At 45.7% G+C, this 12,607-nt stretch carries 11 protein-coding genes; 3 read left to right on the top strand and 8 right to left on the bottom strand.

Going from position 1 to position 12,607, the window contains the following annotated elements; genetic code table 11:
* Nucleotides 1–112: 112 nt before the first annotated feature.
* The 6 genes from fabG to yceD all read right to left on the bottom strand — a co-directional run bounded on the left by fabG (nucleotide 113) and on the right by yceD (nucleotide 4,588).
* A complete protein-coding gene (gene fabG / locus IW644_RS03495) occupies nucleotides 113–853 on the bottom strand; it encodes a 3-oxoacyl-ACP reductase FabG (RefSeq protein WP_269916418.1) in 741 nt (246 codons plus the stop codon).
* 9 nt (nucleotides 854–862) lie between these two features.
* On the bottom strand, nucleotides 863–1,792 hold the full coding sequence (fabD, locus tag IW644_RS03490; RefSeq protein WP_269916417.1) for an ACP S-malonyltransferase: 930 nt from the start codon (nucleotides 1,790–1,792) through the stop codon (nucleotides 863–865).
* A gap of 85 nt (nucleotides 1,793–1,877) precedes the next feature.
* Nucleotides 1,878–2,843, bottom strand: a complete 966-nt coding sequence (locus IW644_RS03485; RefSeq protein ID WP_071814538.1) for a beta-ketoacyl-ACP synthase III — start codon at nucleotides 2,841–2,843, stop codon at nucleotides 1,878–1,880.
* A complete protein-coding gene (gene plsX / locus IW644_RS03480; RefSeq protein ID WP_269916416.1) occupies nucleotides 2,840–3,865 on the bottom strand; it encodes a phosphate acyltransferase PlsX in 1,026 nt (341 codons plus the stop codon). Before plsX ends, IW644_RS03485 begins: the two co-directional genes overlap by 4 nt.
* Before the next feature lie 15 nt (nucleotides 3,866–3,880).
* Nucleotides 3,881–4,051, bottom strand: coding sequence for a 50S ribosomal protein L32 (gene rpmF / locus IW644_RS03475; protein ID WP_012518206.1), 171 nt, complete (start codon nucleotides 4,049–4,051; stop codon nucleotides 3,881–3,883).
* A gap of 3 nt (nucleotides 4,052–4,054) precedes the next feature.
* Complete coding sequence (gene yceD, locus IW644_RS03470) at nucleotides 4,055–4,588, bottom strand: 23S rRNA accumulation protein YceD (RefSeq protein WP_179983187.1); 534 nt, start codon at nucleotides 4,586–4,588, stop codon at nucleotides 4,055–4,057.
* 140 nt (nucleotides 4,589–4,728) lie between these two features.
* Between yceD and IW644_RS03465 the strand changes: the two genes are divergently transcribed.
* A complete protein-coding gene (locus IW644_RS03465) occupies nucleotides 4,729–5,358 on the top strand; it encodes a Maf family protein (RefSeq protein WP_269916415.1) in 630 nt (209 codons plus the stop codon).
* Nucleotides 5,359–5,411: 53 nt separating this feature from the next.
* Here the strand turns inward: IW644_RS03465 and IW644_RS03460 are convergent, their stop codons facing one another.
* Nucleotides 5,412–6,119: an HAD-IA family hydrolase gene (locus IW644_RS03460; protein ID WP_269916414.1), complete on the bottom strand. Its 708-nt coding sequence runs from the start codon at nucleotides 6,117–6,119 to the stop codon at nucleotides 5,412–5,414.
* A gap of 3 nt (nucleotides 6,120–6,122) precedes the next feature.
* Nucleotides 6,123–7,064 carry a 23S rRNA pseudouridine(955/2504/2580) synthase RluC gene (rluC, locus tag IW644_RS03455; protein ID WP_269916580.1) on the bottom strand — a complete coding sequence of 314 codons (942 nt, stop codon included), beginning with the start codon at nucleotides 7,062–7,064 and terminating at the stop codon, nucleotides 6,123–6,125.
* A gap of 812 nt (nucleotides 7,065–7,876) precedes the next feature.
* On the opposite strand from rluC, the gene rne reads away from it, so the two are divergent.
* A complete protein-coding gene (gene rne, locus IW644_RS03450) occupies nucleotides 7,877–11,335 on the top strand; it encodes a ribonuclease E (RefSeq protein WP_269916413.1) in 3,459 nt (1,152 codons plus the stop codon).
* Between the two features lie 104 nt (nucleotides 11,336–11,439).
* Nucleotides 11,440–12,570 (top strand): phosphotransferase, encoded by a 1,131-nt coding sequence (locus IW644_RS03445; RefSeq protein WP_269916412.1) that lies wholly within the window; start codon nucleotides 11,440–11,442, stop codon nucleotides 12,568–12,570.
* The last annotated feature ends 37 nt before the right edge of the window (nucleotides 12,571–12,607 follow it).

Raw genomic sequence — 12,607 nt, 5'->3', positions numbered from 1 at the left:
ACAAATTTTCTGGTCAAACCAGCGACATTCGAAATTCGTAAAATACTATTTTTACATCCAAGTTCGGGTAAATACCACCCCAAACTAGGGAAAATTCGCAATTTTTGCGAATTTACCCCATATACATACCACCATTTACGTGGATGGTTTCGCCTGTAATATAGGCTGCACCATCGCTCACTAAAAAGGCAACAGTGGCTGCAATTTCATCAGGCGCACCTAAGCGGTTCGCCGGAATGTCTTTGAAAATGGCTTCTTTTTGGTCATCGGTCAGTGCTTTTGTCATATCGGTATCGATAAAACCAGGTGCCACAACGTTGATTGTAATACCACGAGAAGCTACTTCACGAGCCATCGATTTAGAAAAACCAATGACCCCTGCTTTCGCTGCAGCATAGTTTGCTTGGCCAGCATTGCCCGCACTACCCACTACAGAACCGATATTTACAATGCGACCACAACGCTTCTTCATCATACCGCGAAGTACCGCTTTTGACATTGTAAAAATAGAGGTTAAGTTAGTGTCGATAATATCCTGCCACTCGTCATCTTTCATGCGCATTAGCAGATTATCACGTGTGATACCTGCATTATTGACTAAGATATCGATGCTACCAAAAGCTTCGTTAATTGCTTTTAATGTTGTATCAACGCTTTCTTTGTCGGTGACATTTAGCGCAAAACCCTTGCCGCCAAACTCAGAAAGATAGTCGCTGATTGTTTTCGCACCGTTTTCACTAGTTGCAGTACCGATAACCGTAGCACCTTGCTGTGCAAGTTGTGTGGCAATCGCTTTACCTATACCTCGGCTTGCGCCGGTAACAAGCGCAATTTTACCGTCTAATTGACTCATTGCGTTTCCTTATTGTTTTAATGTTTCAACACCATCAGGTGTATTAACTGCAAGAGACGTAAGGCTCTTATCAATACGTTTGTTCAATCCGGTAAGTACTTTACCAGGACCTACTTCAATAACACGCTCAACACCCGCTGCCGCTAGATATTCGACAGTACGAGTCCATTGAACGGGGCAATAAAGTTGTCTTACTAACGCGTTTTTGATGGCATCACCTTGGGTTTCAATGGTGACATCAACATTATTCACAATATTGATTGCAGGCTCATTAACGTTCAATGACGATAGCGCGTCTTCTAATTTGTCTGCCGCAGGGCGCATTAGCTCACAGTGTGAAGGTACACTTACTGCAAGAGGAAGTGCGCGCTTAGCGCCCGCTTCTTTACATGCATTAGCCGCTTGTTCAGCAGCGTTCTTTTCGCCAGCAATAACGACTTGTCCTGGAGAGTTGAAGTTAACTGGCGCGACTACATCGCCTGTAGCAATCGCAGTTTGCTGGCAAATATCAGCAATGGCAGCATCGTCTAATCCAATAATGGCATACATAGCGCCCGCACCGGCTGGTACAGCTTCTTGCATATATTTACCACGAGCCTCTACAAGCTTAATAGCGTCAGCAAAAGCCATGGCGCCGCCGCATACTAACGCTGAATACTCACCAAGGCTGTGACCTGCTAAGTAATCTACGTCTATCCCCTGCTCGCGTATTACACGCCATATTGCGACACTTGCTGCAAGTAACGCTGGCTGCGTAATATGGGTTTCATTGAGTTTACCGTCTGCATCGTTTTGGACTAAATCCCACAGATCATACCCAAGTGCGTCAGACGCTTCTTTAAACGTCGCCTCGATAATAGGAGAAGTCTCGGCGAGTTCCTTAAGCATACCAACGCTTTGAGAACCTTGTCCTGGAAATACACAGGCTGTCTTTGTCATGTCGATTCCTTATTATTTTTAATTTACTAGAAACGAGAAAACGTCGAAATTGGAATGCCCTATAACAGGGCAAATCTCAGTAGGGCTAATAGCGAACAAGCGCTGACGCCCAAGCAAATCCGCCTCCGAATGCTTCTAGTAATAAATGCTGCCCGCGTTGAATGCGGCCGTCTCTGATAGCGGTATCAAGCGCTGTTGGCACGGTAGCAGCAGAGGTATTGCCATACTGTTCTAACGTAAGCACAACTTGGTCAAGAGACATATTTAGCTTTTTAGCTGTCGCTTTAATAATTCTAAAGTTTGCTTGGTGAGGCACTAACCAGTCAAGATCAGATTTTTGCATGCCGTTCGCAGCAAGGGTTTGTTCAACCACTTCTGAAAGCTTGGTGACCGCAACTTTGAATACTTCGTTGCCGCGCATCACACCCCAGTTTTCGTGAACAGACTGCTCATCACCGCGGGTTGGATTGCCTACGTATAGTAAGTCTCCATATGAACCTGCGGCATGAATATGTGTAGATAAAATACCTGGTTCATCACTGGCTTCTATAATAGTCGCGCCTGCCGCATCACCAAACAGAATGACCATGGTTCTGTCTTCTGGGTCTATCAATCGGCTTAGGCAGTCGGTTCCGATTACAAGAATGCGTTTGGCCATTCCCGATTTAATATACTGATCGGCTACACTTAACGCATAACAATAGCCTGCGCACGCAGCAGCCACGTCAAATGCCGGAATGCCGTCTAAATCAAGAATGCGTTGAATTTCACATGCTGTGCTTGGAAGCGCATAGCGACCACTTGTGGTAGCGCACACAATCATGTCGATAGATTTTGGGTCGATGCCCGCCATTTCTATGGCTTTTTTACTGGCTTCTGCACCCATGGTAGCAGCGGTTTCATCTGCTCCAATAATACGTCGCTCTTTTATCCCGGTACGGTCAGTGATCCATTCATCACTGGTGTCCACCATTTGCTCTAAATCTGCGTTTGTACGCACGTCGCTGGGATAATAGCTACCTGTTCCTATAAAGCGTGAATATTTGCTCAAAGCTGCTCCAACAATACCGTTTCTATCTTAGTCTTTATCTTCTCAGGTAAATGCATTTTTGCTTCTTTCATTGCTTGCACGATGGCGTAATAAAAAGCGTCTTTTTGTGCATTTCCATGACTCTTGATAACAATGCCGCGCAATCCTATCAGACTCGCACCGTTATACTGGTCGGGGTTCACGCTGTTATAGATAGATTTCAGTAATGGGAAGGCAATTTTTGCCAATAATCGGGTATAAAAGTTCTTCTGTGACTGGCGTTTTACTTCATTTATCACCAGCTTAGCCAGCCCTTCGCTGGATTTGAGCGCTACATTTCCGGTGAAACCGTCTGTAACCACTACGTCCGCATGGTCTGTGAAAATGTCGTCGCCTTCTACATAACCAATATAGTTTATGCCTGGCGCATCTTTGAAAAGCTGGTCGGCAGATTTCACCTGCGCGTTGCCTTTAATATCTTCTTCACCCACGTTTAATAAAGCGACCCGTGGCGATGCTATACCCGCAACCTCTTGCGCAAGCACGGAGCCCATAACGCCATACTGAAACAGGATCTCAGGCGTACAGTTAACGTTAGCGCCTAAATCAAGGAGAAAAACGTTGTGGTGCCCTGTTGTCGGCATCATATTTATAAGCGCAGGCCTATCGATGCCTGACAAGGTTTTGAGTAAGTAGAAAGACAAGGTAAGTAGTGCACCGGTATTACCTGCACTTACGCACGCATCTGCTTCACCGCTCTCAACGAGTTCGATAACGCGACGCATAGAAGAGTCTTTTTTATTTCGTAACGCTGATGTAGGCGCTTCGCCCATTTCAACCACTTGTGAACAATGTTTTATGGTAACGCGGTTGCGTTCAACATTGGTAAGGGGTTGTAAGCTCGAATTGATAATTTTTTCGTCACCGCACAATGTGAAATGCACATCGGGATGAAGTTGGATAGCCTTTACGGCCGCAGAAAGGATAACAGGGGGACCATGATCGCCCCCCATGATATCTAACGCGATGGTTAGTTTAGACAAAATGTACTCGCCGTATTACGCGCCGATTACTTTCTTGCCTTTATAATAACCGTCAGCGGTCACGTGGTGACGACGGTGAGTTTCGCCCGACGTTGAATCGACAGACAAAGTCGCGCCTGTCAATGCATCGTGTGAGCGACGCATACCGCGCTTAGAACGCGTTTTACGATTTTGTTGTACTGCCATAACTTACTCCTGGTCTCGCTTAAGTTCTTTCAAAACCGCGAAAGGGTTTTGTCGCTCTTGTTCCGGTTCAATCTTTCCAAACGACATATCGTCTTGCTTCACTGTACACTCCGACTCTGCATGAAGGGGCACAATTGGCAAAGATAACAGTAGCTCGTCTTCAAAAATTTGAAGCAGATTAACTTCTCCGTGGTCGTTGACCTCTACCGGTTCGTAAGCCTCGGGAATGATGTCATCGCTTTCCTGCTCTTCTCCCTGCACTGGAGTAAAACAGAATTCCGCTTCCACGGGATAATCGAGTTCACCATTACACCTTTGACAGATAAGTGTTACCTGCGTGGCTAAATGACCGTGAAAAACAGTAAGACCCTGCGCGTCTTTTTCGAACTGCACTTCTGCGTCCACATAGTCACTGCATCGGACAACTGCTTCACTCAATCGTTCCATATCTTTGGACGCAATCACGCCCCGGTAATCGGAACGTTTCATGGCACTTTTAGTCGGTTCAACCGAATGAGGGAGTTTCACTTTCTGCATAGGGCGCGCATGATATAGGGTCAACCCCTTCCTGTCAAAGCAAAATTACGTTTTAACCTATAATAAAACACTGTGTGTAATCCACCTTGATATTATAACATTGTTCACTATAGCCTGTAGATTTAATGTAAGGAGTATTAGTGGCTTCCCTTATCCTCGCTTCCTCATCCCAATATCGCAAAATGTTACTTGCTAACATTGGTATTTATGTAGACACCCATTCACCTGATATTGATGAAACCCCCTTCGCTAACGAGAGCCCTACTGAGTTAAGCTTTCGTCTTGCGCAGCAGAAGGCGCATAAAGTTGCTGCGGATATAGGTAAATTAGATAATGTAGAAGCCGGTGCTATTATTATTGGTAGCGACCAAGTGGCTTTGGTACAAACCGACACAGGGCCTCAGCTACTTGGCAAACCGGGTACGTCTGAAAATGCGGTAAAGCAATTGATGGCGTGCCAAGGTAAACAAGTGGCATTTTACACCGCACTTTGCTTACACCAACCTAGTACCAATAAAACGATAACTCAGGTAGATGAAACCCGAGTTTTCTTTCGCCATAACAGCGAAGCTGCCATTCGCGCCTACGTAGAAAAAGAACAGCCGTTAGATTGCGCCGGCAGTTTTAAAAGCGAAGGGTTAGGTGTACTGCTGTTTGACAAAATAGAGAGCCGCGATCCTAACAGCTTAATAGGTCTTCCTATAATGCTGCTAAATGAACTACTCGGCGCCCACTTCAATGTCGATTTATTAGCAATGGCAGCACAGTAAGCCGCTAATTCCGTTAGAGCAGCGCTATCAAGGCAGTTCTAATAAAAACAGCGCTATTTAAATAGCGCTGCTTCTAGTTCACTTATAGAGTGTACAAGTGCCACAGGTGACAATGCTTCTAAATGAACCTGCGCATGAACACCATATGACACCCCTATTCTATCCATTCCAATGGTTTTAGCCATTTGCATGTCATAGGTTGTATCACCTATCATCACAGCATCTTCGATTTCAAAGCCAAGTTCATCGAGAATTTGCAACAACATATCCGGCGAAGGTTTTGATTCTGCATCATCAGCAGTACGCGACGCACTGAAAAACCTGCCCGTTTCAGTTTGTAACCAAGCTCGGTCAAGTCCGCGGCGCGCTTTTCCCGTCGCCACGGCCAGTGTACATCCTGCTTTTTTCAAATTAGCGAGTAACTGTTCCACGCCGTTAAATAATGGGCAAGGTGTTGTATCTCGAGTAACAAACGCTTCTTTATATGCAGCGACTAAACGTTCAGCTAATTCATCTTCTTCAATTTTAAAAAGCTGCTTGATGGCGGGCTTTAAACTTATGCCAATAATGTGACCCACTTCGTCATAGGTAGGTATTGGCATATCGCACTGTTTTGCCGCAAGCTGCATGCAGCTGACAATTTTCGCAGCCGAGTCCATGAGCGTGCCATCCCAATCAAAGATAACAAGTTTGTACTTAGGTAGTTTTTCATCTAACGAAGTGAAAGGCTGTGTTTCCACAGCCTGGTTCTTTGAATGCATATTTTACAGCGCTTTAAGTGTATTTGAGAGAGTGTCGTCCAAGGGAGCAGTAAAAGTCACCCGCTCTTCTGTCGCAGGATGTATAAGTGAAATACTGCGAGCGTGAAGGAAAAGTCTATTCAGCCCTTTCTGGCGCATTGATGCATCAAAATCTGCATCTCCGTACTTAGGGTCACAAGCAATGGGATGACCCGCATGTAAGCAGTGAACGCGAATTTGGTGAGTTCTGCCTGTAATAGGCGATGCCTCAACTAGGGTAGCTCCTGCGTACTCTTCTAATATGCGATAGCGCGTTTCAGACGGCTTACCATCATCACTTACACTTACCATGCGCTCGCCCGATTGGAGTACATTCTTACGAAGTGGTGCTTTTACTTTAAATCGGCTTTTAGGCCATTCTCCTGCAACCAGTGCATTATAACGCTTGTCCATTTTACCCGTGCGAAGTTGCTCGTGCATGTGTCGAAGGGCAGAACGCTTCTTAGCGATTAAAATACAGCCAGAGGTATCGCGATCAAGTCTATGTACTAATTCCATAAACTTGGCATCGGGGCGCAAGGCTCGTAGGCCCTCAATCAAACCAAAGCTTAAACCACTGCCACCATGAACTGCCATTCCAGAAGGCTTGTTTATAACAAGTATGCGATCGTCTTCGAAAAGAATGTGCGACTCAAGCGCTGCAATTTTATCGAGTTTAGGTGATGGTGCCGGTGCACCTTCCGATACACGAACAGGAGGAATTCTGACTAAATCGTCGGCTTGTAGTTTGTATTCAGGCTTAACACGACCTTTGTTAACTCGAACTTCACCTTTGCGTAAAATGCGATAGATCATACTTTTAGGCACGCCTTTTAACTGCGTACGCAAAAAGTTATCGATACGTTGACCAGCCAAATCGGCTTCAACCGTTACAAAACGTACTTTTTTGGGGGCTTCTTCTTTCATGCCCAGAGTATACCTCATTGGTATTTCTCTGGGCTAATTGAAAGTGATAAATAATTGAAAAAAGCATTTATCGTCGCAATTTTAACCAAAGGCCAATTTTTGCTATTCGTCTGCGCTCAGTACACAGCCTACTTATTGAGATATACACAATTTATTCACTTGCTTTCCTTGCTAAATTTGCAGTTTTGGTGCGATAATTAACGACGTTTTTTGAACGGTAATATTCACAATTTAGTTTTTGATAGTAAGTGGTAAAAAAACGCCCTTTCAAAAACGTGAAACTCAGCGTTATAAAAACAACAAACGAGAACGAGATAGCAATCTATAAAGAACGACGATGCTACTCACACTTGTAAAACGAAAAAGTATGGCGTTCGCGTTGGTAGCATCCGCAATGAAAAAATATTTTTCAGACCAACCAAGCTAGAGAGGCAACGACTACACTGCCGTGATAAAGCAACCGCCATTGCTTGCGAACATAAAATAAGTTTGCCGTTAACTAACAGAATTAAATGACTAGCGAGCATATAAAAATGCTCGTAAAAAAGAATACAGTAATAAGGGCTAGTCGCTCCCGACATCCTTAAAGCAGTGTGGCCATTGCAATTCACTTGCGATTTTGTCTGAAAATAAGACACAAGTGAAAACAGTTAAAATTAAGCGCTAAAAACGGTGCTAACATGGCCAACCACCAGGGATAATGCGACGCAACAACAAGGTCCCCGTCCAGCCGTGAGGTTGCGCGGTGAGGGTTTGCACATGTCACTTTAATTTTGTGTCTTAACGGCTGTACTAAAACAGAGTTAGATACAATGAAAAGAATGTTAATTAATGCAACTCAGCAAGAAGAGTTGCGCGTTGCCCTTGTTGATGGGCAACGGTTGTACGATTTAGATATTGAAAGCCCAGGGCACGAGCAGAAAAAAGCGAACATCTACAAAGGTAAAATTACCCGCGTTGAACCAAGCTTAGAAGCTGCTTTTGTCGACTACGGCGCAGAGCGTCACGGTTTCCTCCCTCTAAAAGAAATTGCCCGCACTTATTTTCCTAAAGGTTACAAATTCGAAGGCCGTCCAAACATCAAAGATGTGATTAAGGAAGGCCAAGAAGTTATTATTCAAATCGACAAAGAAGAGCGCGGCCAAAAAGGCGCTGCTTTAACTACGTTCCTATCGCTTGCGGGTAGCTATTTGGTGCTTATGCCGAATAATCCACGCGCTGGCGGCATCTCTCGTCGTATTGAAGGCGACGAGCGTACTGAGCTTAAAGAATCACTAAGTAAATTAGACCTTCCTGAAGGTATGGGTCTAATTGTGCGTACTGCCGGTGTAGGTAAGTCGTTCGAAGAATTAGAGTGGGATTTAAAAGTTCTGCTTAAACACTGGGAAGCGATTTCAGAGGTAGCTGAAGAGCGCGAAGCTCCTTTCTTAATTCACCAAGAAAGTAACGTTATTGTGCGCGCTATTCGTGATTATCTACGTCGCGATATCGGCGAAATCCTTATCGATAAAACCAGCATTTATGAGCAAGCGCTACAGCACATTCAGCTAGTGCGCCCTGACTTTGCAAATCGTGTAAAGCTTTATCGTGGTGAAGTACCATTATTCAGCCACTATCAAATCGAAAGCCAAATTGAGTCTGCGTTCCAACGCGAAGTGCGTTTACCCTCTGGCGGCTCAATAGTTATCGACCCTACTGAAGCACTAACATCTATTGATATCAACTCTGCCCGCGCAACCAAGGGCGGTGATATTGAAGAGACTGCGCTTAATACTAACTTAGAAGCGGCAGACGAAATTGCGCGTCAGTTGCGTCTTCGCGATTTAGGTGGTTTGGTAGTTATTGACTTTATCGACATGACACCAGTACGTCACCAACGTGAAGTTGAAAACCGTATGAAAGACGCGGTAAGAAGCGACAGAGCCCGTGTACAACTTGGTCGCATTTCTCGCTTTGGCCTTCTGGAAATGTCTCGCCAGCGTTTACGCCCTTCTCTAGGTGAATCAGCGCACCACGTGTGTCCACGATGCTCTGGTCACGGCACTATTCGCGGAACCGAATCTTTAGCACTGTCTATTCTTCGTATTTTGGAAGAAGAAAGCATCAAAGAAAATACAGGGCAAATTGAAGCACAGTTGCCTGTTCCAGTTGCGACCTATCTACTTAACGAAAAGCGTAAGTCAATTCAGCTTCTTGAAAAGCGTCACGGCGTAGATTTACTGCTTATTCCTAATGCAAACTTGGATACACCTCATTACCAGGTGTTGCGTAGACGTCCGGATGACGTTGTGTCTGACTCAAGCTACAACGTAGAGCTAATGCCTGCAGTAGAAGCTGAAACAGAAACGACAACTACGGCACCAGTTAAACGCGAAGAACCAGCGCTTAAAGGGCTTGTTGCGCCAACGGCTGCACCTGTTGTGGCGCCGAAAGAAGAGCCGGCGAAGAAAGCTGACGATGTGCCTTCGTTGTTCGCACGTTTCGGCAAATGGATTAGTGACTTATTTGGTAGCGAAAGCGAAGAAGAAACCAATAAAGACAAGAAAGCACAGTCTGGTAACCAAAATAGAAACAACCGCACTCGCAATAACGACGACCGTCGTCGCAAGCCGCGTAATAAAAACAACCGTCGTGGCAGCCAGTCTAGAGGCCGTGACCAAGATAAAGATCAAAACCGTGATGGCGAGCAGAAAGATAATCGCAAAGCTCGCGGCGATCAGCGAAAAGATCAGCGTCAGGACCAAGACGACAAACGCAATAACAAAGGCCGTAAGCCGCGTAAAGCGCAACAGCCTCGCGATGAACAGCAAAAGCCTAAGCACGAGAAGCAAGATGGCGAACAGCAAGAAAACCAAGCGCAGAAGAAGCGTGAAGTGGCTGAACGCAGAAAACGTCGTGACAAGCGCCGTAGCGTTCGTGTGAAAAAAGATGACACTGCCGTAAATACTGCAGAACAAAAGGACGCGCAAACAGCCCCTGCGCCAAAAGAAGCAAAGGTACAGCAGAAGCCAAAAGCTGATGCAAAACCTAAGTCACCTAAAGTAGAAAAAACGCAGGCGCCAGCTGAAAATAATGTTGAGTCAAAACAGGACGCTAACAAACCAGCGCCGCAAGCGGAACAACAAGTAGCTGAAAAGCCTGTAGACGCTAAGCCGGTAGTGGCTCAATCGGATGCGACTAAGAGTGATAGTCAAACTTCTGTAGCTAATGACGCAGTTGAAGCAACTACTGATGCGAGCACTGAAGCCAACAATGAAGAACAAGGTCAAAAACGTGAAGGCCGTGGTCGTTCGCGCCGTTCACCTCGCCATGTTCGTGCTGCAGGTCAACGTCGTAAGAAAGAAGCGCAGCAAGTTGACGATGCAGACACTCAAGCTAAGCAACCTGGCGAGCTTTCACCGCAAGCTCCAGAGGCTGAAGTTGAAGCGACTGCTAAAGCTGACACCCCTGTTGTTGAAGAAACGCAAGCACAGGAGCCTGGTCAACTAGCACCAGCTGACGAACAGCCTGTTTCTAACCAAGGCAAGCAAGAAAAAGCCAAGCTTGATGTTGAAGCCGTTCAGGACGAACTTCAGTTTGATGCAGAGCCTTCAGCGGGTGATAAAGCTTCAGCGGGTGATAAAGCTTCAGCTGATAATAAAGCTTCAGCGGGTGATAAAGCTTCAGCGGGTGATAAAGCTTCAGCGGGTGAAGAGCCTTCAGGAGGTAAACCTTCTACTACTGAAGAAACTTCAGCAGTAGAAAACGCTGCCACTGAAGCCGAACAGCCCAAAGAAGCTCAAAGCGCTGAGCAAGCAAGTTCATCTGAAGACACCACGTCTGCAGCAGACACAGAATCTACAGATGAGACTGCTGATACTGAGACTTCAAGCACAGCGTCAGAAGCTAAAGATGAAGCAGCATCCCCAGAACAAGTTGAAATTAACTTGGCAGATGCGCCATCAGAACCAAAAGCACCAGCGCAAGAAGCAAAAGCAGCTGACACGGTGGCTAAAGAGCAACGTACTGCAAAGGCAGCACCCGCTTTAAATAGCCTAGCTGCTAGCGGTAAAGGTAAACGTGGCGCATCTCACCCTATGGCATTGCCAGCGCAAGTGAACGACACGTTTGTTGATGTTGCGCTTACTGCAAAAGCTGACGACACACGACCTGCACTAGCAGTATCGGGTAAAACTGCGGCCATGTCGTACGCCAACTCGCGAGCATCAGCAACTACAACACTTCCTCAAGCAGTAAGTGACGTTGCTGAAGCGCCAGCAGCGGCTGAATAAATCTCAGTTGCTAGTGGTTGACTAGCCCATGAATAAAAGCCGCTTTCGAGCGGCTTTTTTGTTTGTTAGTGTACTTTTGAAATTTAGTTCGAATTGAGAATGAAATGTCAGACACGGTAGACCAGCAATATATAGATTGGTTAAGCCAAGTGTGTAATGCCAAGGTATTAAATACGCAACTAATCCAGCCTCTTTGGAGTGGCTACGGTGCGTGCTTTCGTGCCACACTAAGCTATTCTAGTAACGGCACCGCAAAAGCCAGTAACAATGTTAGCGCTACTTGTACAGGTGAAATTCAGCACGTACAAGATAGCTCAACTACCCTACACAAAGCCAACTACCAACCAGTTACTAAGGTTGTAGTAAAATGCGCCACACCGCCAAACACCCTTTCACACCCCAAAGGTTGGAACGGCGAGGCAAGCCACAACCGAAAATGCCAATCTTTTGCGGTAGAGAACTGTTTTTATAGCCTAGTTCAAAAGCAAACTGATGCCTGCTTTCCAACAGCTAAATACATAGCACACAGCCAGCAGGGCGAAGCCTCCCTTCTGGTTATGGAAGATTTAGCGCACACTGGCTACTCACGCACAGCCTCTTCACTGACCTCAGTACAATGCGAAACCGTTCTAAAATGGTTAGCTCACTTTCACGCGCGCTTTCTTAATGTAAGAAGTGAATTTGAAAGCCGAAATATACAGTTGTGGAGCGAGGGTACTTATTGGCACTTAGCTACACGTGAAGATGAGTTCCAAGCCATGCCAGAGGGGCTGTTAAAACAAAACGCCCTGGCCATTGCTAAGACTTTAGACAGCGCTAACTATCAAACGCTAGTACATGGCGATGCTAAAGTGGCTAACTTCTGTTTTACTGAAGATTTTTCCGCCTGTGCCGCCGTCGACTTTCAGTATGTAGGTTTTGGTGTCGGCATAAAAGATGTGGCTTACTTTTTGGGAAGCGCATTACCCACTGAGACCCATATAGCCCATCGGGACGCCCTGCTTAATACGTATTTCCTTGCACTAGAAGACGCACTACAAGCTCGCTCGTCAAACCATGATACTCCTTCTTACTTCAAAGATAGCGATATTGAGCACGTCATAGCCGAATGGAAAAAGCTGTACCCCTTTGCCTGCGCTGACTTTTATCGGTTCTTATCTGGTTGGAGCCCAGAGCACTGGAAAATAGATGCTGAGCTTAAGTACCAAACTGACATCGCCTTAGCCGCCTTATAAATTTCACACGCCTTCTAGCCGCCTTTAAAACCAATAA

Origin of the sequence: Alteromonas sp. PRIM-21 (genome assembly GCF_027563165.1) — a bacterium.
GTDB lineage: Bacteria > Pseudomonadota > Gammaproteobacteria > Enterobacterales > Alteromonadaceae > Alteromonas > Alteromonas macleodii_A.
The sequence above is the reverse complement of the archived record's forward strand: the minus strand, read 5'-3'. Positions and strand labels throughout refer to the sequence as shown.

Excerpts from the sequence above, each read along its gene's own strand:
- fabG (WP_269916418.1), bottom strand. The coding sequence starts at position 853 with ATGAGTCAATTAGACGGTAAAATTGCGCTTGTTACCGGCGCAAGCCGA.
- fabD (WP_269916417.1), bottom strand. The coding sequence starts at position 1,792 with ATGACAAAGACAGCCTGTGTATTTCCAGGACAAGGTTCTCAAAGCGTT.
- rpmF (WP_012518206.1), bottom strand. The coding sequence starts at position 4,051 with ATGGCAGTACAACAAAATCGTAAAACGCGTTCTAAGCGCGGTATGCGT.
- yceD (WP_179983187.1), bottom strand. The coding sequence starts at position 4,588 with ATGCAGAAAGTGAAACTCCCTCATTCGGTTGAACCGACTAAAAGTGCC.
- IW644_RS03460 (WP_269916414.1), bottom strand. The coding sequence starts at position 6,119 with ATGCATTCAAAGAACCAGGCTGTGGAAACACAGCCTTTCACTTCGTTA.
- rluC (WP_269916580.1), bottom strand. The coding sequence starts at position 7,064 with ATGAAAGAAGAAGCCCCCAAAAAAGTACGTTTTGTAACGGTTGAAGCC.
- rne (WP_269916413.1), top strand. The coding sequence starts at position 7,877 with ATGAAAAGAATGTTAATTAATGCAACTCAGCAAGAAGAGTTGCGCGTT.
- IW644_RS03445 (WP_269916412.1), top strand. The coding sequence starts at position 11,440 with ATGTCAGACACGGTAGACCAGCAATATATAGATTGGTTAAGCCAAGTG.